General features: G+C 68.9%; 19 protein-coding genes. 10 read left to right on the top strand and 9 right to left on the bottom strand.

Annotated features, from left to right (window positions below; translation table 11 throughout):
* The first annotated feature begins 61 nt into the window (after nucleotides 1-61).
* On the top strand, nucleotides 62-1,015 hold the full coding sequence (locus ABZS54_RS17875) for an IS481 family transposase (RefSeq protein ID WP_355536259.1): 954 nt from the start codon (nucleotides 62-64) through the stop codon (nucleotides 1,013-1,015).
* Nucleotides 1,016-1,228: 213 nt separating this feature from the next.
* Here the strand turns inward: ABZS54_RS17875 and ABZS54_RS17870 are convergent, their stop codons facing one another.
* The 4 genes from ABZS54_RS17870 to ABZS54_RS17855 all read right to left on the bottom strand — a co-directional run bounded on the left by ABZS54_RS17870 (nucleotide 1,229) and on the right by ABZS54_RS17855 (nucleotide 8,990).
* On the bottom strand, nucleotides 1,229-2,218 hold the full coding sequence (locus tag ABZS54_RS17870) for a LuxR C-terminal-related transcriptional regulator (RefSeq protein ID WP_355536257.1): 990 nt from the start codon (nucleotides 2,216-2,218) through the stop codon (nucleotides 1,229-1,231).
* A gap of 1,672 nt (nucleotides 2,219-3,890) precedes the next feature.
* The gene (locus ABZS54_RS17865) at nucleotides 3,891-5,057 is read right to left on the bottom strand and encodes a nucleotide pyrophosphatase/phosphodiesterase family protein (protein WP_355536254.1); all 1,167 of its coding nucleotides are present in this window, start codon (nucleotides 5,055-5,057) and stop codon (nucleotides 3,891-3,893) included.
* Nucleotides 5,054-5,641, bottom strand: a complete 588-nt coding sequence (locus ABZS54_RS17860; protein ID WP_355536251.1) for a DUF5998 family protein — start codon at nucleotides 5,639-5,641, stop codon at nucleotides 5,054-5,056. The genes ABZS54_RS17865 and ABZS54_RS17860 overlap by 4 nt, the downstream gene beginning before the upstream one ends.
* Nucleotides 5,642-6,257: 616 nt before the next feature.
* On the bottom strand, nucleotides 6,258-8,990 hold the full coding sequence (locus tag ABZS54_RS17855) for a GNAT family N-acetyltransferase (protein WP_355536248.1): 2,733 nt from the start codon (nucleotides 8,988-8,990) through the stop codon (nucleotides 6,258-6,260).
* A 123-nt stretch (nucleotides 8,991-9,113) separates the two neighbouring features.
* Here ABZS54_RS17855 and ABZS54_RS17850 point away from each other — a divergent pair, with 123 nt between their 5' ends.
* From ABZS54_RS17850 to ABZS54_RS17825, 6 genes are all read left to right on the top strand, one after another.
* The gene (locus tag ABZS54_RS17850; protein WP_355536245.1) at nucleotides 9,114-9,452 is read left to right on the top strand and encodes a VOC family protein; all 339 of its coding nucleotides are present in this window, start codon (nucleotides 9,114-9,116) and stop codon (nucleotides 9,450-9,452) included.
* Nucleotides 9,453-9,482: 30 nt separating this feature from the next.
* Complete coding sequence (locus ABZS54_RS17845; protein ID WP_355536242.1) at nucleotides 9,483-10,493, top strand: pseudouridine-5'-phosphate glycosidase; 1,011 nt, start codon at nucleotides 9,483-9,485, stop codon at nucleotides 10,491-10,493.
* 232 nt (nucleotides 10,494-10,725) lie between these two features.
* A complete protein-coding gene (locus ABZS54_RS17840; protein ID WP_355536240.1) occupies nucleotides 10,726-12,621 on the top strand; it encodes a recombinase family protein in 1,896 nt (631 codons plus the stop codon).
* Between the two features lie 518 nt (nucleotides 12,622-13,139).
* Nucleotides 13,140-13,391: a hypothetical protein gene (locus tag ABZS54_RS17835; protein WP_355536237.1), complete on the top strand. Its 252-nt coding sequence runs from the start codon at nucleotides 13,140-13,142 to the stop codon at nucleotides 13,389-13,391.
* Nucleotides 13,388-13,885, top strand: a complete 498-nt coding sequence (locus ABZS54_RS17830) for a hypothetical protein (RefSeq protein ID WP_355536234.1) — start codon at nucleotides 13,388-13,390, stop codon at nucleotides 13,883-13,885. The genes ABZS54_RS17835 and ABZS54_RS17830 overlap by 4 nt, the downstream gene beginning before the upstream one ends.
* Nucleotides 13,886-14,545: 660 nt before the next feature.
* Nucleotides 14,546-14,785, top strand: a complete 240-nt coding sequence (locus ABZS54_RS17825) for a hypothetical protein (RefSeq protein ID WP_355536231.1) — start codon at nucleotides 14,546-14,548, stop codon at nucleotides 14,783-14,785.
* Between the two features lie 256 nt (nucleotides 14,786-15,041).
* On the opposite strand, the gene ABZS54_RS17820 is transcribed toward ABZS54_RS17825, so the two are convergent.
* Entirely contained in the window at nucleotides 15,042-15,239 is a 198-nt protein-coding gene (locus ABZS54_RS17820) for a DUF397 domain-containing protein (RefSeq protein ID WP_355536228.1), read from the bottom strand.
* On the bottom strand, nucleotides 15,236-16,057 hold the full coding sequence (locus ABZS54_RS17815; RefSeq protein ID WP_355536225.1) for a helix-turn-helix transcriptional regulator: 822 nt from the start codon (nucleotides 16,055-16,057) through the stop codon (nucleotides 15,236-15,238). The genes ABZS54_RS17820 and ABZS54_RS17815 overlap by 4 nt, the downstream gene beginning before the upstream one ends.
* A gap of 638 nt (nucleotides 16,058-16,695) precedes the next feature.
* Between ABZS54_RS17815 and ABZS54_RS17810 the strand changes: the two genes are divergently transcribed.
* Both ABZS54_RS17810 and ABZS54_RS17805 read left to right on the top strand, forming a co-directional pair.
* On the top strand, nucleotides 16,696-17,550 hold the full coding sequence (locus tag ABZS54_RS17810) for a radical SAM/SPASM domain-containing protein (protein ID WP_355536222.1): 855 nt from the start codon (nucleotides 16,696-16,698) through the stop codon (nucleotides 17,548-17,550).
* An 11-nt stretch (nucleotides 17,551-17,561) separates the two neighbouring features.
* Nucleotides 17,562-18,692: a methyltransferase domain-containing protein gene (locus tag ABZS54_RS17805; protein WP_355536219.1), complete on the top strand. Its 1,131-nt coding sequence runs from the start codon at nucleotides 17,562-17,564 to the stop codon at nucleotides 18,690-18,692.
* A 70-nt stretch (nucleotides 18,693-18,762) separates the two neighbouring features.
* On the opposite strand, the gene ABZS54_RS17800 is transcribed toward ABZS54_RS17805, so the two are convergent.
* On the bottom strand, nucleotides 18,763-19,026 hold the full coding sequence (locus tag ABZS54_RS17800) for a winged helix-turn-helix domain-containing protein (RefSeq protein WP_355536216.1): 264 nt from the start codon (nucleotides 19,024-19,026) through the stop codon (nucleotides 18,763-18,765).
* 161 nt (nucleotides 19,027-19,187) lie between these two features.
* On the opposite strand from ABZS54_RS17800, the gene ABZS54_RS17795 reads away from it, so the two are divergent.
* On the top strand, nucleotides 19,188-19,577 hold the full coding sequence (locus tag ABZS54_RS17795) for a hypothetical protein (RefSeq protein WP_355536213.1): 390 nt from the start codon (nucleotides 19,188-19,190) through the stop codon (nucleotides 19,575-19,577).
* A gap of 383 nt (nucleotides 19,578-19,960) precedes the next feature.
* On the opposite strand, the gene pdxA is transcribed toward ABZS54_RS17795, so the two are convergent.
* Together pdxA and ABZS54_RS17785 are read right to left on the bottom strand one after the other, a co-directional pair.
* A complete protein-coding gene (gene pdxA / locus ABZS54_RS17790; protein ID WP_355536210.1) occupies nucleotides 19,961-21,028 on the bottom strand; it encodes a 4-hydroxythreonine-4-phosphate dehydrogenase PdxA in 1,068 nt (355 codons plus the stop codon).
* Nucleotides 21,015-22,310, bottom strand: coding sequence for a four-carbon acid sugar kinase family protein (locus ABZS54_RS17785; RefSeq protein ID WP_355536207.1), 1,296 nt, complete (start codon nucleotides 22,308-22,310; stop codon nucleotides 21,015-21,017). Before ABZS54_RS17785 ends, pdxA begins: the two co-directional genes overlap by 14 nt.
* Nucleotides 22,311-22,352 lie beyond the last annotated feature (42 nt).

Raw genomic sequence — 22,352 nt, 5'->3', positions numbered from 1 at the left:
GAGGGCCTTTCGGGTTCGGTGTGGATTGCGACGTCAACACTCGAACGATCAAAAGGCCCTCATGCCCCACCGTAATGCACCCTTGACCGAGACCGGACGCCTGCGCCTGGCCCGCTGCGTCGTCGACGACCGATGGCCCCTGCGGCGAGCCGCGGAACGCTTCCAGGTATCGGTCACCACCGCCGCCCGATGGGCCGCCCGCTACCGCGAATCGGGCGAGGCCGGCATGGCCGACCGCTCCTCGCGGCCGCACCACAGCCCGCGCCGGACCCCGACCCGCACCGAGCGCCGGATCATCAAGGTCCGTGTCCTGCGCCGCTGGGGACCGGCTCGCATCGCCTACCTGTTGGGCCTGAACCCTGCGACCGTGCACCGCGTCCTCACCCGCTACCGCCTCGCCCGCCTCACTCACCTGGACCGGGCGACCGGCCGGGTGGTCCGTCGCTACGAGCACGCGGCACCGGGCGACCTGGTCCACGTCGACATCAAGAAGCTCGGCAACGTCCCCGACGGCGGCGGCCACAAAACCCTCGGCCGCGCCGCCGGACGCAAGAACCGAGCCAAGGTCGGATACGCCTACCTCCACAACGCCGTCGACGACCACTCCCGCCTCGCCTACAGCGAGATCCTGGCCGACGAGAAGAAGGAGACCGCAGTCGGATTCCGGTCACGTGCGCACGCCTTCTTCGCCGAGTGCGGCGTCACGGTGCGGCGCGTCCTGACCGACAACGGCTCCTACTACAGGTCACACGACTGGCGCAACTCCCTTGCGGATCAGGGCATTTCACACAAGCGAACGCGTCCGTATCGGCCCCGGACCAATGGGAAGGTCGAGCGGTTCAACCGCACCCTCCTCGACGAATGGGCCTATGCCAGGCCCTACCGATCCGAGACCGAACGACGTGACGCCTACCCCGCCTGGCTGCACTCCTACAATCACCACCGCGGACACACCGCGCTCAAGGGCCACCCACCCGCCAGCCGCGTCACCAACCTCACGGGTGAATACACCTAGTCACCAGCCTGCCCGATAGCCGGCTCAACGATCGGACGGATAGCCCGAGGAGGAGAGCCAGTACGGAGAACCCCCTTGTACTGGCGGTAGGACACATCGGGGGGAACGCCCCGGTTCCTGCTGTTTCCCATGCCCGGACCCCATGCCCTGGTGTCTGCGAACGGCGACGACTCCGGGAGGGGCAGCCCGGGGCGCGGCGCGAGGCCGGTCGGCTCAGTGTGAGGGCGATAGCCAGCCTCGCTCGGCGGCACGGGCTCCCGCCTGGAACCGGCTCCGTGCGCTCAGCCGTTCCATCAGATCCGCAGTGATCCGCCGTGCGGTCCGTGGCGATACCCCCAGTTCCCGGGCGACGATCAGATCGGTGTAGCCGGCGGCCAGTAGCCGGAGCAGATCGCGTTCCTGCCCCGTTAGTCCGTCGTCGCCCTTCCTGACCGGGGCTCCGAAGGGCTGGGCGGCAGACCACAGATGGTCGAAGAGGGCGGTCAGTGCCGTCACGGTGCCTCTGTCCCGGGTTAGAAGTACTCCTTTGCCAGTGTTGTCGGGGTCGGTAGGGATGAGTGCGAGTTCGCGGTCGAACACGATCATTCTGATTGGGAGCGTCGGCAACGTCCGTACCTCACCGCCGAGTTCGGTCATCCAGCGGGCGTATCCGGCAGTCAGCGGGTGGTTGCGCATGCTGTCGAGGTAGAGGGTGAGGATACCCACGCCTCGCTCAAGCAACTCTTCGTCGATGGCCTTGCTGGCGGCCAAGTTGGCTTCGCTCTGCCCGCCGCCCGGCATGAGCGCCAGCACTTCGTCGCGGGACTGGCGGGCGAGTACCTGCAGCCGGTCCCGGATCTCGTCGATGCCGTCTATCTGCTCGATCTCAACGCCGACCCTGCGGTGGCGGCTGCCCTCCGCTGCGGACATGGCGATCACCGCGCGGCTCTTGGCAATTTCTGCCTGTCTACGTGCGAGTTCTGCCTCCTGGCTGGCAAGTAGGGCCTCCAAGGCGATGTCGGGGCTCACCGCGCGCAGTTCGCCGGGGGTCTCCGAGCACGGGCGCAGCAGGCTCACCTCGGCGAGATCGCCGATGGCTGCGCGTACCGTGTTCTCGGGGTAGCCGAGTTCCGCGGCCAAGGCGGAGATATCACTGCCCGGTTTGGATATGATTGCGAGATAGACGGACTCGGTTGCGGGATCCAACTCGAACGCCTTGAGCATAGGGCTGTAAACCTTTCCCGATCGCGCCAATGTTCAACAACGATAGGTCGGACTACCTGGCAGGCCGTCAGATACCATGAGGCGGGAAGCGAGAATCTGCTCCTCCAGTGAGTAAAACGCTTGATTCTCGCGAACTGTTTCCGCAGCGCCAGACCTCGCCCTGCCGGATTGAGACCGAGGGCACGGTTCGTCGGCGGCCGGCCGACGCAGCCCTGTATGCCGTTCCAGCGCGGTTGCCTTGCGGACGCCGTCCAGCCTGTCAGGCCCGATGGCCCTAACCGGCGTCGATTTCCGTAGGCCCTTGTTGTGCCGGCTTTTCCAGCGTGCCGATGCACGTGGCTGGAGTACCTTCGGTCGGCCAATTGGACGGGGCCGCATGCTCCATGGTGCCTCGTTTGACGACATCGGGTCCCCCATAGAATTCCCAATGACCAACGCGAAATGAGGGTCCAGGGTCTTCCCAGGACGCCCCACCGTCAAAAGCTCAATACCTCCGGAACGTCAACCAGCCAGGTTCCTTGATCCTACTTCAGCCGCCTCACTGGCCGCGTTTGCTCAGACACTTACACGAGGGGCGAATGTTGGGCAAGCTACTGGAGCGGCTTGACTTCCATCGCTATGGCGCTCTGCCCGTCAAGCAAGGCTCCGGAAGTGGAAGCCGGAAATCCACTTATAGGGATTTGACACAATCTTGAGTGTGGCCGAACATGCGCCATGTTGATTTTTACCTCCCCCGATCGGTGAGCCGAGTTCGATCGAGAGCGCCGAGGAGAGGACGTTGGCTGTTGATTCCGGTGCACTGTTGCTGATGTCCCACGCGAGGCGCCCCAGCGTTCGGTACGTTCTCCGGGCGCAGGCTGATCGGTGATCCAGATCTCCGCGCAAGTCCGGCCGACTGTGCGTCAAATCGCTCCGGTTCACTACCGTCCAAGATCGCTTCGAATCGGCTTGCATCTCAGCGGAGGCGACTTGACGTAGTGTTATCATGGGGCGGAGCGTGCTTCAACCGTCGTGGGGTTTGGCTCCGGGTGCATTGATGCTAGTGGAGCCTCGGGAGGCCGCAAGGGGGCTAGAACGGCCGAGCAGGTAGGCCGTAGCCTGGGGGGACAAGCTGAATGAGGGGTTCAGTGTTTTCCGGACGCTTTGGCTTGTGTTTTCCATGCCGCGAGTCCGACTGCCTTATAGTCCCGCAGAACCTCGAGGGGTGTGCGGTATCCCAGACGTGAGTAAATTCGTCGGCGATTATATTGATCAGAAACTTATTGAGTTCACTCGCTGAGGTAGGGTCTGGGACTGGCGCGGTGACTGATGCTCCGTTTCCAGTCCCCACTGCTTCAAACCGTGCATGCGGTTCTCCCGCACACGGCTTTTCGACATCGTTCACCGGTTGGCATGCGCCGTCGCCCAATGCACGTTTCCGGTAAGGTCAGCGTCTTGTTCCGGTCCCGCGGCGCCAACAACCCGACCAGGTACTCCCGGAACCCCCGCCGCTGCGCGAGCGTCCCGAACAGGTCGTCGAACCGGGCCGCATCCCCCTCCAACGGCCCCGGCGCCGGAGGACACGGCACACGAGCGGTCACGGCACACCCCGAACGGGCCCACGAATACTGCCACTGCACGGCATACCGCTACTCGGAGCCGCCGTCGACAAACCACCGCTGGTGCCACGGCACTAGGCTCTGACTTCGAGCAGTGGCACCAGTTGTTCGGCCGAGGTCATCGACCCATGCACGCCGGTGAGTCGCGATTCGCCCGGTTCGCGGCGGGAGGCCACCACGGCGATGTCGCCGAAGGCCGCCGCGACGATGTCGCCGACGCGCGCACGCACCCGGTCTTCGACGGTCGGCCCGAACCAGCCCGATTCGATCGCCTCGTCGCGGGTGAGCACCCACATCTGGTCGCCCAGCATGTCGTCCCAGATCGCGTGCACGTCCTTGGTCGCGCCCGGACGCGTATAGACGTGACGGGCCCGGGACTCGCCGCCCAGGAGGGCGACGCCCGCGGACAGACCGGGGTCGGTGTCCACGTCGACGCGCTGCTCGGGGGCCACGTCGACCATGCCGTGGTCGGCGGTCACGTACAGGACCGAATCCGCGGGCAGGCCCTCGGCCATCGCCCGCACGACACCGTCGATCCGCCGCAGTTCGGCGCGCCACTCGGGCGAGTCGACGCCCATGCCGTGGCCGCAGCGGTCGAGTTCGCTGGCGTAGGTGTACACGAGCACGGGGCCCGGTTGGGCGAGTTGCCGGTGCACGCCCTTGACCCTGGGTTCGCCGAACTCGGCGCCGACGTAGCGACCACCGCCGAGCACCGCCCTGGTCAGCGGGGTGTGCTCGAAGATCACGTCGTTGACCTGCGCGACGGTGATCCCGGCAGCGGCGGCCCGCTCCAGCAGGCTCGGGTACGGCTGCCAGTCCCGCGGGCGGATGTCGTCGACCCAACGCAGCTGGTTCATCAGGCGGTTCTCGCCCGGCACCGCCACGGAGTAGCCGACCAGTCCGTGCACACCCGGGGTGAGCCCGGTGCCGAACGACGCGAGGCTGGTCGCGGTGGTCGCCGGGAAGCCGGCCGTCAGCGGCCGGCCGCTGCCGGCGAACGAGGTGGCCAGGAGCGAGTGCAGATACGGCGCCTCGACCGGGTGTGCCCGCAGCAGGTCCCAGCCCAGGCCGTCGATCAGGAACACGCACGCGGCGCGCGCGGGCGCGAGGCCGAGTGTGTTCACCTCCCCCGGCATGCCGAGGGAGGCGGCTATGGAGGGCAACAGGTCGGACAGCGCCCCGGTCCCGTAGCGAGGCAACGGGACCGGGGGTTGTTCGTCGAGCCAGACGGAAGCACTCACTGGTTGATGCCGGCCACTGCCTCGGACAGCGCGCGGGCGAACGTGAGCGTGCGCTCGACCGCTTCGGGGCCGTCGGCGGCTTCACTGACCCGCAGCGAGAGATCGTCGGCGGTCAGCGAACCGGTGTAGCCGTGGTCGACCTCACAGTTCGGGTCGGCGCAACCGGCCGGTTCGAGGTCGATCCGGCCGACCGCACCCCACCCGATGGTGAGCACGGCTTCGCGCGGCGGGGCCCCTTGGACGTACTCGGCGGGGTTGCCCACGACGCGACTGACCACGACCGACTCCAGGCGGTCGATCCGCACCGTCTCGGTGGACGTCGTCGCGTACGGAGTGGGCGAGGTGTCGTCCGGCGCGTGTTCATCGGTGTGGCTGACCAGAAAACGGCCTGGCGTGAGCACCAGAACGGTGATGTGGCGGCGGACCTCATTGGAATCGAACGTGGTCTCCTGGTGCACCAGGAAAGCGTCGACCGGCTCGGTGCCGATCGTGGAATCGACCGCGTCGGCAACGAGGCTCGGGTAGTAACCGCTGCGCTCGATGGCCGTGCGCAGCCCCTGGGTCGAGGTGGTGGTCTTAGCCATACCCCCATCCTGGCACCTCCGAGGGCACACGTGCGCCATCTGCCCCGTGCGAAGGTCGGGTTGCGCACGTACCGTTGCGAAACGGTGACGGTTTGTCGACGTAATGACAGGACCGAACGGGTGAGATGGATGCGCACTGTGGGTACGACCTCTACGGATCGCCACCGTGCGCCTTCCGTGCGCCCTCCCGGTGGACGGCTCGGCGGAGTTGACTGATCTCTCGAGAGGCCCGACCGGGGCAACAGGGACGCGCCGTCGACACGGTGGCACCGGTGGATCTCTCGCATCACTCGTGCCCCCGGGCGGGGGAACGAGTGACCGCCTCACCGCCGGGGACACTCGGGGAAACGACCGGCGCGGGGCGGCTCGGTCGGGACAGCGTCGAACGGCATGAAATGCGCAGCCATGTGGAGGGTAGGCGCGGAGGGGCATGCCGCGGAGCGGATCCGGCCTGGGATCGCCGCCGTACGTAGGTGCCACAGCTCGGGGTGGCATCTGAGTACGGCGGCGGTTCCGCATGTGTGCCCGTGCCCGGTCTGCGTCGACCCGCGCACCGGGGTGGGCCGGTATGTCTGCACCGCACACGCGCCCGGGGTGTTGCCGGCGCGACGGCCGGCTACGGTCGGGACAGGGACCGCGGGCCCAGGTCGGTGCGGGCCGGCGGACGGGACAGGCGGATCTGCGCGCCCAGCACGTGCGCGCCCTCGGCCGCCACCACCACCGGATTCAGTGCGACGGACGTCACCTGCGGCAGGTCGTCGGCCAGTCGGGACAGCCGCAGCAGGACGTCCTCCAGCGCCGGCACGTCCACCGGCCGTGCCCCGCGGTAGCCGAACAACATCGGCGCCGCCCCGACCTCGCGGACCAGATCCGCCACATCCTGGTCGGTGGCCGGCACCAGCCGGTGGGCCACGTCGCCCAAGAGCTCGGTGGCGGGGCCGGCCAGGCCGAACGAGAGCACCGCGCCGAACGATTCGTCGTAGGTCAGCCCGAGCACGGTCGCGATCCCGTGCGGCGCCATCGGCTGCACGACCAGTCGGGCCTGGTCCGGGCCGCCCAGGCGGGTGGTCATCTCCCGGAACACCCGGCGCAGCCCGGCCTCCGCACCGATGTCCAGGCGCACCCCGTCCACGTCCACCCGGTGTCGCAGGTGTTCGGCGATCGTCTTGAGTGCGACCGGATAGCCCAGTTCGGTCGCCGCGCGGATCGCCGCGTCCTCGCTGTCCACCCGCACTGCGGGCAGCAGCCTGATGCCGTAGCAGTCCAGCAGGTCGGCGGCGTCCGCCGGAGACAGGCCCACCGCGTCCGCCGCACCGAGTCGGGCCCGGACCAGCGCGCGGGCCTGATCGGTACGCACCTCGGGATGATCGGGCACCGAGCCCGTGGGCCGCCGGCGCCACGCGGCGTAGCGCACCACTTCGGCGAGCGCGCGGACCGCGTTCTCCGGGGCCGGGTAGGAGGGCACCGAGCCGAGCGCGGGCACGCCGTCCGCGTCCAGTCGGCGCAGTTGCGTGGGCAACCCCTCGTGCGCGAGGTAGGTGGTCAGCAGCGGCTTGCCGATCTGTGCCGCGTGTCCGGCCATCTCGGCGATCGCGCTCGCCACCGCATCGCCGGAGGTGGTCAGCGGCGGGATGAACACGGTGATCACCGCGTCCGTCTCGGTGGAGGCCAGTGCTTCGGCGAGCGCGTCGCGGAAGTCGTCGGCGGTCGCGGAGGTGGTCAGGTCGACCGGGCGCCGCGGTTTCAGGCCGGCACTGGCGCACGCGTCCTGGGTGAGCAGGCCCAGCGAGTCCGAGTTGCCGATGATCGCGATCCGGTCGCCGGCGGGCAGCGGCTGGTAGGCGAGCAGTTGGCCCACGTCGAAGAGTTCGGCGACGGTGGGCACGCGGATCACGCCCGCCTGCCGGAAGAGTGCGTCGACCGCCGAGTCGGGCAGGGTCAGCGTGCGGGTGACGTGCCCGAGCGGGACGCCCTGGGTGTGCCGCCCGGACTTGACCGCGACCACCGGCTTGGCTCGGGAGACCCGTCGGGCGAGCCGGGTGAATTTGCGCGGATTGCCGATCGATTCCAGGTGCAGCAGCACCACGTCGGTGGCCGGGTCGTCCTCCCAGTACTGCAACAGGTCGTTGCCGGAGACGTCGGCGCGGTTGCCCGCCGACACGAACGTGGAGAGCCCGATGCCCCGGCTCACGGTGGACTCCAGGATGGCGATGCCCAGCGCGCCCGACTGGGCGAACATGCCCACCCGGCCGCGGCGCGGCATCCGGGGCGACAGACTCGCGTTGACCAGCAGATCGGGGTCCGTGTTGAGCACGCCCAGGCAGTTCGGTCCGATCACCCGCATCCCGCGCCGGCGTGCGGCGCGGACCAGGCGCCGCTGCCGTTCGCGGCCCTCGGGACCGGTCTCGGCGAAGCCGGAGGACACCACGACCAGACCGTGTACGCCCTTGCGTCCGCACTGTTCGACCACCTGGCGCACCGCATCCGCGGGCACCGCCACCAGCGCCAGGTCCACTTCCCCCGGGATGTCCAGGACCGAGGCATGGGTCGGTACGCCGTCGATCGGCTCGCTGCCCGCCTTCGGGTTGACCGCGTACAGGTCGCCGGTGAACTCGCCCGCCCGCAGGTTGGTCAGGAGTGTGTGGCCGACCGTGCCCTCGTGCCGGCTCGCGCCGATCACCGCGACCGAGCGCGGGGTGAGCAGGCGGGCGATCGAGCGCGACTCGGCCCGATGTTCGCGCCCGAGCATGACGCCGAGCGAGGTCTCGGTGGGCGCGAGTTCCAGGGTGAGCCGGACCACGCCGTCCTCGAAGGCGGACTGTTGGGTGTAGCCGGCCTCGGTGAACACCATGACCATCCGGCGGTTCGAGGGCAGTACGTCGGCCACGAAGCGTCGGATGCCGCGCTCACGGGCGACCGCGGCGATGTGTTCGAGCAGCACCGACGCGACGCCGCGGCCCTGTTGGTCGTCCTGAACCAAGAACGCCACCTCGGCGGTGGAGGAGCGGCCCTGCGGGCCGGTGCGCACCGCGCGCCCGTCCGGGCCGATCCGGTCGTAGCGCACGATCGCGACCATCTCGTCGCCGACGAACAGGCCCAGGCCCACCCGGTCCACCCAGTCGTGCGTGGTGAAGTGTCGGACGTCGCGGTCGGACAGTCGGGGGTAGGGCGTGAAGAAGCGCAGATACTTCGACTCGGCCGACACGCGCGCGTAGAAGTCGACCAGCCGGCCGGCGTCGTCCGGCCCGACAGGTCGCACGTGGGCGGTGGCGCCGTCGCGCAGCACGACGTCGGCCTCCCAGTGCTCGGGGGGCTTCGGTGGCGGATCTGCGGTGTCGGTGGGCTCCACGTTTGCGAGGCTAACCCCTACGGCGCACCGCCGGCGTGTTCGAGGCGCCCCGACTCGATGGGTGTCCGCTGCGCCTGATAGACCATCAGATACCGTGCCCGGTCTCGCCGCAGGAGGTAACCCATGTCCGCTCAGGGCCTGTCCGCCGCTTTCCCCGTCGCCGACATGGCCGCGGCGGTGCGGTTCATGACCGCGGTACTCGGTGCGGAACCGACCTTCGTCGACGGTGAGCGCTGGGCGCAGTTCGACGTGAACGGCGGCCGGCTGGCGCTGGCCGGCACCGACCGCGAGGGTGAGTCGGCGTCGGTCATGGTCAAGGTCGCCGACCTCGGCGCGGCCCTGGTGCCGCTGCGCGAGGGCGGGTTCACCGTGGGCGAGTCGGTCGAGGGGCCGCACGAGGTGCGGGTCCGGGTGACCGGGCCGGACGGCTGGTCCGCCGTGCTGTACCAGCCGCGGCGCTGAACGCGGGTCGCGACGGGACGGCGGATTGCCATGATCATCGGAGTATCCGAGCGCCGGGGCGAGGCCGAACCGCCGCGTCCCGGCGCGTATGCGGTGCCGCTGCCGCTCGCGCCCGGTAGCGTCCTACCGGTGAGCGGCTTGCGGATCCTGCCGGAGGTCGCGGACGCACTCGCCGCGGGCCGGCCGGTGGTCGCCCTGGAGAGCACGATCATCGCGCACGGGCTGCCGCGCCCGGACAACCTGCGGATCGCGCGCGAGATCGAGAACCGGGTCCGGGCCGCGGGTGCGGTCCCGGCGACGATCGCGGTCGTGCACGGCCGCCCGTCGATCGGGCTGGACGCCGAGACGCTCGAATTCGTCGCCACGTGTCCGGACGTGCTCAAGGCCGGTATGCGTGATCTGGCGCTGGTCGCCGCCCGGGGCGGGCACGCCGCGACCACCGTGGGCGCGACCGCACACCTGGCCCACCAGGCGGGCATCAGGGTGTTCGCCACCGGCGGTCTGGGCGGGGTGCATCGCGAGGCGCGGGAGAGCTGGGACGAATCGGCCGACCTGGTCGCGCTGACCCGGTGCGGGCTCGTCGTGGTGTGCTCGGGGGTCAAGTCCATCCTGGACGTCGGTGCGACGTTGGAGCGCCTGGAGTCGCTCAACGTCCCGGTGATCGGCTTCGGCACCCACGCGTTCCCGGGGTTCTACCTGGTCGACTCCGGCCATCGGCTGGAGTGGCGGGTGGACACCGCGGACGAGGTGGCCGACGTCGTGCGTGCGCACGAGGCGCTCGGGCTGGGACGAAACGCCGTCGTGGTGGCGAATCCGGTGCCGCAGGCCGACCAGTTGGACCCGCAGTTGCACGACCGGGTACTGAACCGGGCACTGACCGCGCTGGCCGACAAGGGCATCAGCGGCAAGGCGGTCACCCCGTTCCTCCTCGACTTCTTCCACCGCGAAACCGCCGGCAGCAGCCTGACCGCCAACATCGCCCTCATCCTCAACAACGCCGCCCTCGCCGCCCGCGTCGCCCAGGCCCTGACCATCACCTGATCCCCCGCCCAAGCCCAACCAGCCCGCCAACGCTCGAAGACACCCAACCCGGGCCCCACTCAGCCCGCCCGGCGCCTGGAGACACCCACCCCGAGCCACCAGGCCAACCCATCCGCCCCCCAAATCAGCCCGTCCACCGAACGAGAGTCACTAGTACATCTAGGAGACTCCCGTGGTCACGGCATCGTCGCAGGTCAGCGCGTCAAGGACATCACAGGTCCCTACACCGAGCATGGAGACCCTTCTACTTCGCGGCGTGGCCGCGATCCGCCTATCCGTACTGACAGACGAAACCACCAGCCCCGCCCGACAGCTCGAAGCCTGCCAGGGTGCGGCGGCAGCACTCGGCATCGACCTCGGCGACCGGATCGCGTACGACCTTGACGTCAGCGCGTCGAAGATCGGCCCGTTCGACCGTCCCGAGCTTGGCGAGTGGCTGCGCAAGCCCGCCGAGTTCACCGCGCTGGTGTTCTGGCGCTTCGACCGTGCGATTCGCTCCATGGCAGACATGCGGGATCTCGCCGCGTGGGCGAAAGAGCACCGCATCATGCTCGTGTTCGCCGAGGGCATCGGCGGAACCGGCCGGTTGATCTTCGATTTCCGGAACCCGCTCGACCCGGTCAGCGAACTCATGATGACCATGTTCGCGTTCGCGGCTCAGGTCGAAGCAACCTCCATCCGGGAACGCGTCGCCGGGGCGCAAGCCGCCATGCGGACCATGACCTACCGGTGGCCGGGCGGTCAGCCCCCGTTCGGGTACATGAGCGTGCCCATGCCCGCAGAGCACGGCGGATCGGGCTTCACCCTCGTACCCGACCCGTACGGGGTCGAGATCCTCGAACGGATCATCCGGGAACTGTTGGACGGCAAGCCGTTGGCGGTCATTGCCCACGGGCTCAACCAGGACAAGCAGCCGACGTGGCGCGACCACTGCGCGATCAAGGCGGGGCGGCCGACCGGCGGACGCACCGGCGGACCCAAGACCAGCCCCTCACGCAAAGTCGACCGGTTCCAGTGGACCCCGCACACCATCAGCGTCATCCTTCGGTCGACCACCCTGTTGGGGTGGAAGCAGCACAAGGGCGAGCCCGTCCGCGACGCATCCGGCGCCCCGATCATGTTCACCGCGAAGCCGCTGGTTACCCGGGAGGAGTACGACGCGATCGGCGCCGTACTCGACAGTCGCACCCGGACCAAGACGACCGCTGCCGTCCGCAGCGACACGACCGCCGTTCTCCTGCGCGTGATCCACTGCGCCGACTGTGACGGACGGATGTACCTCAACAAGGGGAACACCGGACGCCTACCTACGTACTTCTGCAACCCCCACTCCCGCGGCACCGTGTGCGCACACCGCGCAATGGTCCGGGCGGAACGGATCGAGAAGTACGTCGAACGTGAGTTCCTTCGGCTGGTCGGCTCGATCGAGTACCGGCGCACGATCGTGACCCCCGGTTACGACCCCGGACCCGAGATCGCTGCCACGCTCGCCGAACTGGAACGGCACAACGCCCGGCAGGGCACACACAAGTCCAAGAGCGCGGCAGCCTTGTGGCAGCGCGACGCGGACGCCCTTGACGCACGACTCGCCACCCTCGAAGCCACCCCCGCCCGACCCGAACAACGCAAGACCGTCCCGACCGGCCGCACCTACGCCGACGACTGGAGAGAAGCCGACACGGACGGCAAGCGCGCCATGCTGCTCGAAGCCGGCGCGAAGCTCACCGTGCGCAGAGGTGCCCGCGGCGCCAAGTCGCTTGACGAGTCGTTGGTGACCTTCGCGTTGTCCGGCGAGTTGACGCCGATCATCAAAGAAGCCGAAGCGCTCGCCGAAGCCGAGACCGAGCGGCCGACCGTGCCGACACCGGCGGGAACACGGGCACGTCTGAACGAACCCGCCGACCACGGCGACACGTCGGCGAGCAAGCCCCGCAACAGCGCGCCACCGGCCGAAGAGCGCCGCAACGTGTCCACCGTGCTGCCCGAGTTGACCTCGGCGGGCAAGCCCCGCAACGACGCGCACACGGTCAACGGGTGGCCTGCGATCACCCAACCCCGGGACAGGCTGACGCTTGCCGACCCCACACCGACCGGCGCAGTCCAACAGCGGGCACCCATACCGGCCTAAACAGCACGTTCGGCGGTCGGTGTGGTGACGAGGTGACGTTCGAGACCCATTTTTGGATATGCCTTAGAGATCTCTAAGACATACCGAAAACAGGGTCTCGAACGTCACCTCGTCACCGTCCGGCGTCCCGGGGCCATCGTCCCTCCCCATAGGTCATGAGAGGCCGGTCACCGGGCTCCCCCGTCACCGTCGACCGGTTCCGCCGTGACAGTAGGACATCGCCGACCCCCACTACTCCCGAGAGAGGAACGGGGCAGCACGACTTGCCGAGGTCGATTCAGTCGACCGGGGCCGGCCATCGCGGGTCCCTACCACTCCCGAGAGAGAAGCCGGTTACCACACTTCCACTCCGCACGACGGACCGGCGGACCGAGTACCAAGCCTCTCCGCGGGGGCTGCGCTGGTCGACGTCGAATACCCGACCGGGGACGCGGCGCTCTGCGGCCATCGCTGAACCCCATCGCCCTCGGTCCATTGGCCGGGGGCTTCCCCATGTCTGCACACCATGGAGTGAGTGAATGATCATCAAGGCCGAGCACTACACACTGTCGACGGATCGGCAGGAAACGAAGCTTCGACTTCGCGCGGGCGCGTGGAAGTACAACGCGGAGATGGAACGGCTCGCCGCACTCAGGGACAGCAACCCGGACTCTGTCGACCGACTGAGCCCCACTCTCCGCATGTCGCTCGGCTACTACATGAACGACAAGAAAATCGCTGCGCAGAGTGGCCGCGACGTGTCCGCCGCCGGAAACGAGGAGGCCGCATGAGTTCCGAGGTCGAGAAGGCCGCCGAGAAGCTGGCCAAGCTGCAAGCCCAAGCCGAGAAGTACTCGGGTCCACTCGCCGAAGCCCAAGCAGCACTGGAAGCCGCACAGGAGGCGGAAGCCACCCGACGGCAGCAGCGGCGAGAGGAGTACAGCCGCGCATTCGTCAAGGAGTGGAGCGAGCACGCGAACAAGGTGGTCGATGAAGGGAGCGCCGCACACGAGCGATTCAAGGAACTCATCTGCGCCGAACCCTGGTTCATGGCCTTTGCCGAATACCGGGCCGGACGCGAGAAGCGCAGGCACGTTCTGGATGCCGCGCAGGCTGCCCAGAGGGTACTGGGCGAGGAGATCACCGTTCCGGAACAGCGCTGGTACGAGTCGTCCCTACTCCAAGAGATCGTCACCATGGCGGACGAGAAGGCGACGGAGATCGGTGGCGAGTACGAAAAGGAACTCGGAGCCGAGCGCGACGCCTACGTGAATGGCACGCAGTAGGGATGGCGGTCGACGCGCTGGACCCCGGCCCGAACGGGGACTATCCGTACTTCCCCCGGGACGCGCTTGGTCGCCCCGTGTGGAGCGACACTCCCGACCCCTTGCGCGTGGTGAACGGCGGAGCACCAATGCCGCGGGGCATCCGTCGACAGCGTTCGGTCGATGACGGCCTGGCCTTGATCGACGTGACGCCCATGGGGACGGACGGGTTGCCGATCGATCCGCCGGTCATTTCTCCGAAGGGGGCGGATGCTTCAGGACACGAGTAGGCATGTCAGTCCGTTCTGTTCGGTCTGCGGGCAAGGGGCGGACGTGTCGGCGCACTGGCCGTTGACACGGCGCGAGCTGGTCTCGCGTGGCGTATCCCGCCCGGACATGCCCGGCTACCGGCGGTCGTTCTGCGTGCCGTGCTACTCGGCCGCTGTGAAGGCATGTAAGGCCCGTACAGGCGCCATCTGACAACTACGGGCCCGGGGGATTCACGACTGTCCCCCGGCCCGGGAAAGGACCCCCATGCCCAGACGACCCCGCCCCCCTTGCCCGATCCCGGGCTGTCCCGAGCTGACCTCGGGCGGTCAGTGTCCGAAGCACAAGCGGGAAGCCGAGAAGCTTCGCGCGCCGACCTCGGATGACAGGTACGCGTCGACCAGGTGGAAGCGGTTGCGCCGTGCCTACCTGTACGCGAACCCGTGGTGTGCGTTGTGCTCGGCTGCCGCGACGGTCGCCGACCACTTCCCGCTCAGTCGCCGTGTCCTGGTCGACCAGGGCGTGGCCGATCCCGACGCGCCCGAGCGTCTGCGTCCGCTGTGCGTGCGCTGCCACAACCGAGAGACCGCGCGTCATCAGCCCGGCGGTTGGGCTGCCGAGCATCGCTCTCGGCGCGAGTCCGGCCAGAGCTGAGCGCGCTGCCCAGGGGGTGACCCCCTCCCCCGGCCTACTTCCGGCGGCAGGGAGAGGGAACTTCAGCACGGCTCATTGCGGCGTTTTGGTGGGCTTCTGCAACTGTCGATGCTCGCAACAATGCCCCGACTCGTTGGCTACCCGCTGGCGAGTCGGGGCATTTTCACGTTGCCGAACTACCTGGCGCTGCAAGGGAGTTCACAGAGCGGGGCGACTCCCGGCGGTCCGAGCATGGCCGGGGGTCGCGCGGAGTGCTTCAGACCGTGCGCAGCGTGGACAGCAGCGCCGACCAGGACGCGGGGACGACCGTCAGGTGACCGACGCTCGGGTCCTTCGAGTCACGGACCGGGACGACCGCGAAGCCGTCAGCCACCTCTACGCAGGCGCCGCCATCCCCGTTGCTGTAACTCGACTTGCGCCAGGCAGCTTGGTCGAGTTGAGGGGTTTGGGTCATGACTTGCACTCCTTGATGACCGCCGTGATCAGGGCTGCCGATTCACCCGGCGTCAGCGCGTCGGCACTAACTCGATCGTAGGACCGCCGGCGCGCTCGCACAGCATCCGGGTCTTCGACGAGTTGCCCATTTACCAGCCCTTCTTGGTAGGCGGCCTGTCCACCATCGGCCAGACCTAGCAAGATCAGTGGGGCGCCGAGGGCTGCATGGGCACCACGGGCAAGCGGGGCAACTCGCAGCAGCGTGCGAGACGTGTCCAGCAGCGGCAAGAGGGCTTCGAGCTGTTCGCACAGAACGGCCGGCCCACCCACCGCGCGCCGGATGACCGCTTCGTCAAGTACGGCAGAGACGTAGGGCGGGTCAGCGCTGCGCAACCGAATCTGTCGACTCATGCGCAGATCAACCATGGATTCAATGGCTTCGGGTGTCGCGTCGGGGTTCACTGCTTCGAACAGCGCGCGAGCGTACGCAGGTGTCTGTAACAGTCCTGGGATGACGTACGGGGCGTACTCGCCAATCTCCCGTGCCCCGTCTTCGAGCCGCATGTAGTCGCGATACCGGTCCGGCCACATCTCGTCTTTGATCACGTCCCACAGCACCGCGAACATCCCTTGTGTGCCCATGACTTCGTCGAGCTTCGCGGGCAGCTCGGGTGGGATCGGGCTTCCGTTCTCGTACCGCGACCATGCCGACGTCGAGTACCCGCACGCGGCTGCCATGTCGGCAAGCGTTAAGCCCTTTCGCTCGCGCTGCGCCCTGATCGCAAGCCCGAACCGATGCAACCGTTTCGCGCCATCGGGGGCCGCTTCGAATCGCACGCCGGTACCTCTTTCCCATCAAAATCCGGGACGGGCGCTCACTCCCGAGTGGTCCGGCGCCGCGTCACGATCGGTTTACACACAGCAGTGAAGCGCGCGAAGTGTGAGGAGCGCAGTCGAAATGCGAGACCCGACGCAGGACAACCGAAGCCCAAAGCTTCCCGCCGCCGATGGCCGGATGTGGCTTGCGGTCTACCGCGTTGACCGGGCCGGAACCCGCATGGTGAAGCCGCCCGAACTGTTCGCAGGCACGTTGGCATCGTGGCCGTTCGGCGACGGACACATGTCCCCGAACCCGCCGTGTAAGTGCTCGCCGGGATGCCGATTCCCGGACCCCTGCAAGCCGCCGCGAGCACTCCCGTAGCTGTCCTGGTGTCGTCCTCTCCTTGCCCGAGTCCGACACCAGGGCGCCCGATCCCGCCGCGCCGAGCTGGTCACCCCCGCAGCTCGGCGCGGCGGGCACCACCCGATCTAAGGAATGGGCACTTGAGCGAGAAACCCCCCTGCCCGCCCGGGAAGTGCACGCCGGCGCAGAAGGGGCCAACGATCTGCGGGACCCGAATGATGGTGTGCATCAAGTGCGACCGGGTCACCGAAGTAACCGGTATCTAGCGATCCGACAGGGAGCGTGAAAGCACATGACAACCGCACTCAAGCCCGTGGGGCTGGACTTCCTCGAACTCGAAGTGACGGCAGGCTGTCAACTCGCCTGTACCCACTGCCTTTCGTCGTCATCCCCACAAGGCACGCACGGTGTGATGACGCTTGCCGATTGGCGGATGCTCATCACGGATGCCGCGGCGCTCGGCATCGAACGGATTCAGCTCATCGGCGGGGAGCCGACCATCTACCCGCACTGGCGCGAGCTGGTCGACTTGGCGCTCTCCCTCGGTCGACAGGTGGAGGTCTACAGCAACCTGTACAAGGTGCTGCCCCTCGCATGGGCGGTGTTCGAGCGCCCCAGGGTCTCGCTCGCCACGTCCTACTACAGCGACGACCCCGCGGAGCACGACACGATCACCACAAGGCCAGGCAGTTACCAGCGGACTCGGGCAAACATTGCCGAGGTCGTGCGCCGGGGCATTCCGCTTCGGGCGGGGATCGTTGACATCCTGCCGGGGCAGCGCATCAAGGAGGCGCGCGCCGAGCTGGTCGGTATGGGTGTGCGCCGCATTCAGACCGACCGAGTACGCGCGGTCGGGCGGGCAGCCGAGACCTCCGCGACTCCCAGCGTGACCGAGCTATGCGGCCGGTGTGGCGACCGGCGCGCGGCGGTGCTCCCGGACGGCAGTCTGAGCCTGTGCGTGCTCAGCCGGTTCATGCCGGTTCTCAACGTCCGGGATCACCGGCTCGCCGACATCGTGGGCAGCCCGGAATGGTTTGCGGCAGTCGAGCGGATTCCCGTTCGGGCGGTTGTGCCGTGTCAGCCCGACGACAGCAACGACTGTGACCCGTCACGGCAGGAAGCGTGCACCCCGAAGTACGACGAATAGAAAGGCCGGTCATGGACTGGGAAAGACATGCCGCCCGACTCGCCGAGGACATCACGGATCCCGTGTCACGATGGCGCGAGCCTGTCGCACACACCGCCCGGCATGCGCTCGTACCGAAGTGGTGGGAACGGGCCGACTCGGGTTGGCAGGTGCGCGACGGTGCGGCGGACCCGGAAGTGTGGGCAACGGCCGCATACAGCGACACGTCGTTGGTAACCCGGGTCGGTCCCTTGCACGCCGACCACGCCGCGCCGGACGACCGCCCGATCGGTCGTGCGACGTCCTCGGCGACAATGCCCGGTTTGGTGGTGCAAATGCTTCGCCATGGGCGGTTGACCGCGGGGGTCGACCTCTTGGACGTCGGGACCGGGGCCGGGGGGCTCACGGCCTATGCCTGCCGTCGACTCGGCGCCGAGCACGTGACGAGTGTCGACGTCGACCCCTATCTGACCGAAGCCGCGCGCGAACGACTCGCAGCGATGGACATGCACCCGACGTTCGAAACAGTCGACGCGACCGGACCCCTTCAGGGCACGTACGACCGAATCATTGCGACCGTCGCCGTTCGCCCCGTTCCCGCATCGTGGCTCGCCGCACTGCGCCCCGGCGGACGACTCGTGACCACGATTGCGAACACGTCACTGATTCTGACCGCATGGAAGGACCCGGACGGCGGGGCGACCGGCCGCATCGAACGCGACTGGGCCGGCTTCATGACGACTCGGCACGGCGACGACTACCCGCCGGGACTCGCCGACCTGGTGACGCTCGCGTGGGTAGCGGGTGGATTGCACGTCACAGCGGGTCGCTTCCCGGTGATGGATATTGCCGAAGCGTGGGAAGTCCGGTCGATGCTTGAAGTCGAAGTGCCCGGCGTGGAACTCGACTACCGGCATGAAGGTGACACGCGCTCCGCGGTACTCGTCCACCCGGATGGATCGTGGGCGAGAGCAACCGCCCATCGGTTTGCGGCACCCATCGTTCACGAAGGCGGACCCCGCCGACTCTGGAAGCTGCTCGAACGTATCCGACTACGGCTGAACGTCGAGGGTCGGTTGCCGCTCTACGGCGCGCACGTCCGAATCACCCCCGACGGCGTTTGCCACCTGAAGCGCGGCGGATGGACCGGCACCATCGACTGAACCGAGATGCCGAGATGCCCCGTCCGTTCGTGACTGCTTGCGGCCGGGCGGGGCATCGGAATCCCTGCACCTACTCCGAGGCGTCGGCCTCGATGCCCTGGCCAGCCTGTGTGACATAGGTCCCGCGGCGGGGGCGAGTCTCGATTACGCCCCGCTTCGTCAACTCGTCAAGGGCGCGACCGACCGTTACCCGAGCCACGCCGTACTCCTCGGCAAGTACACGTTCGGGCGGCAGCTTTGCCCCGGCAGCCAGGGTTCCGGCCTTGATCGCGGCCAGCAGTCCAGCCACGACCTGCTCGTACGGCCACGCGGGGTCATCGCGATCAATGGGCATGCGCGAATCGTAGTCAACGCCCCATGCCCACATATAACGTCAGTCCAGTCCAGTCCAAGCTAGTCCAGAGCAGTCCACAGGGCGTACATTCGGAGATGGAAAGCCCCGGCGACCGCGCCAACGGTCCCGGGAGTGGCCTCAAGCTTCAGGAGAGCTGAGACATGACAGAGCTTATTGCCCGCGCGCTCGCATGGGTGCTGCGACTCCTCACCCCCACACCCCGCGGCAAGCACGGCATCCGCGCCGAGCGAACCCCGCGCCGGTTCGAGCCCCGCAAGCCGAAGCCGACCCCGCGCCGGTCCGTGTGGCGCGACTTCGTACCGCCCACCCCCGCCGACGACGACCCGCCCCTTGAGGACTCGGCAGCGGTCGTCCGGCCGTACCTGATGACCCCCGAAGAACTCGCCGAGTGGCGCCGGCAGAGCGCCGAAGCGGAAGCGGCCGAACAACAGCGGCAGCAGCAAGCCCGACTCGCCGAACTCACCGAAGCGACGCGCCGACCCGTCCATGACTGGACCGTTGCGGCACGCGCGGCGGGGGTAATGGCGTGACGCTCCTGCGCCCCCCGGCCTACCGCTACTGCGCACGCTGCCACGACTTCCGCCATGGTTGCGTAGTCGTCGCCCTGGTCGACTCGCCGCGCGGTCTCGCCGGCGGAACGGTCTTCGCGTGCCCCGACCACGTCAGCACGTTCCCGCCCCTTACGGACGCGCCGGTCACGCTCAGTCCGTGCGACCCCTGCACTGCCTGACCACAACCCCTGCCCCGTCCGGCCACCCCATGCCGGGCGGGGCTCTTTCAGCCCGATCTTTGTTTAGTCACTCTCATTCGGTCCGGCGCTTGAGGACACCCGCACTCCAGCCCGTCCGGCGCTTGAGGACACCCGCACTCCAGCCCGTCCGGCGCTTGAGGACACCCGCACTCCAGCCCACCCTCACAGCCCACCCGGCGCGTGAGCCCACGCAGCCCGAACCCGCGCCCGCACGGGCACATACCGCACGGCGGTCCGAACCGCCTCACGCATCGACGCGTATTCGGCCGCCCCCGTCCCCGCGATGTCGAACGCCGTCCCGTGGTCCACCGACGTGCGCAGGATCGGCAGCCCGACCGTCACCGAGACGGTCCCGTCGAAGTCGAACGTCTTCGCCGCGATGTGCCCCTGATCGTGGAAGTGCGACAACACCCCCGCGTAGCGCCCCCGCAGCCCCTGATGAAAGACCGCGTCGGCGGGAATCGGCCCGACCACGTCCAACCCACGCGCCCGCGCCCGCTCGACCGCAGGTCCCAGCACCGCGGTCTCCTCGTCGCCGAAGGCCCCGCCCTCGCCGCCGTGCGGATTGACCGCCGCGACCGCGAGCACCGGCGCCTCGTCGTCGCCGAACACCCGCAGCGCCCGGTAGGCGGCCTCGATCGCCGCGTCCACCCGCTCCGCGGTGAGCAGGTCCAGTGCTTTGCGCAGCGACACGTGCCGGGTGGTGAAGAAGATCTTCAGGCCGCCGACCACGAACATCGTGTCGGGGTGCGCGGCGCCGGTGAGTTCGCCGAGCAACTCGGTGTGTCCGAGTTGCCCCGCACCCGCGGCCCAGATCGACTCCTTGTTGATCGGGGCGGTCGCGATCGCATCGACGAGACCGCTCTCGGCGGCGCGTACCGCGAGTTCGATCGCGGCGAGCGCGGCGGCGCCCGCCGCTACACCGACGCGCCCCCACGGCATCGCCTCGGTGATCTCCTCGTCGGTGACGGTCGCGGTATCCAGGATGTCGACCACCGTCGGGTCCGGGTCCGGCGACACCTCCCGGGAGTCGATCACCCGCACCGTCAGGCCCAATCCGCAGACCCCCGCGCCCCGGCGCAACGCCGCCGCGTCGCCCACCGCGACGCACCGCACGTCGCCGCGCAGGCCCGGGTCCACGAGCGTGCGTGCGACGATCTCCGGGCCGACCCCGGCCGGGTCGCCCAGGGTCAGCCCCACCACGGGCAGCGTGTTCCTATCGTCGTCCATCATCGATCTCCCGAGCCGTGACTGCCGTCGGCGAAGCCGCCTGGACGGTGGAACTCATCCGCAGGTGCAACACACACGCCACCGCCGCGTTCGCGTCCCCGACCAGGCCGCCCTTCGCCGCGAACGGCAACCCGTCGTGCGGCCCGCCGACCAGCCGGCCGGCCACCACCAGCGGCTGTACCTCGGTCTGCACCGCGAGCCCGTCCGCGCCGAGCGCGATGCACACCGCGCCCGCGATGTCCCCGCCCGTCGCGTACACCCCCGCGAACGGCGCGGCCGCCAACGCACGTTTGACCACCTCGCCGAGCAGCACCGGCAGCCGCGCGGCGCGCACCGGGTCGATGCGATCCGGGATCCGGGTGCGAATCCCGGTCAGGGCCGCGCCGGTGCGGGCCAGCGCCACCAGGTCGGCGGCGACCCGGACCGGGTCGGGCGCATCGCCCACGTCCAACCAGCGCGCGCCCAGTCGGCGCTGGGTCTCGGCGACCTGATCACGGCTGAGCGGGCTCAGACTGCCCGCGACGCCGAGCACCGGCGGCCCGGCGGGCAGCACGCCCGACGCACCGACCAGCGCCGCGCCGAACGGGCCGGCATCCACCGGCAGCCAGCGCAGTTCGCCGCCGAGAGCGGCGGCCGCGGCGGCCGACGCGAGCGTTTCCACATCCGCCTCGGTGACCGCGTCGCAGACCAGGACCCGGGCTCCGGGCTCGCACAGCGCCCGCGCCAGGCCGGACGAGTCACCGCGCACCACGTCGAGCGGGACATGCACGATCGGCCGGTCGATCACGTCGAACGCCTCGATCACACACGAGGACGTCACCGGGCAGAACGGGTCGCGGGCAACCTCACTGTCCGCGATCGGCACGCCGTGCACGTGATGGATGCCGCCTTCGGTGGTACGCCCCGCCTCGGGGTGGGCCGGCACCACCAGCGCGCGCACCGGCGGCCCCGGGCGGGCGTCCAGCACATGCAGCAGCGCCGCGGTCTCCGCGCCCGGATTGCCGCGCAGCGTGCTGTCCACCCGCTTGGTCACCAGCGGCGCGTTCGGGAAGACCGAGGCTCCCGCGACCACCCGGCGCGCGGCCTGCGCGGCAGGCAGTTGACGGGTGGCCAGATCCAGCACGAGCACGTCCGGCGCGCTGACGCAGGCCCGGGGCGGCCCACCGGTGACCAGCGTGCGCATCCCGCGCCGGGCGAAGCGCACCGCGGTGGCGTTGGCGCCGGTGAGGTCGTCGGCGAGGACGAGCACGCGCGGGTCGGATCGCCCCGTAGTGTCTGTCAATTACGGCCCCGAATGTCGGATCAAGATCAACTTTGTGTGCTT

Source organism: Embleya sp. NPDC005575 (assembly GCF_040605455.1).
GTDB lineage: Bacteria > Actinomycetota > Actinomycetes > Streptomycetales > Streptomycetaceae > Embleya.
Note: the sequence above shows the minus strand (reverse complement) of the source record. Positions and strands in the feature narration are given on the sequence as shown.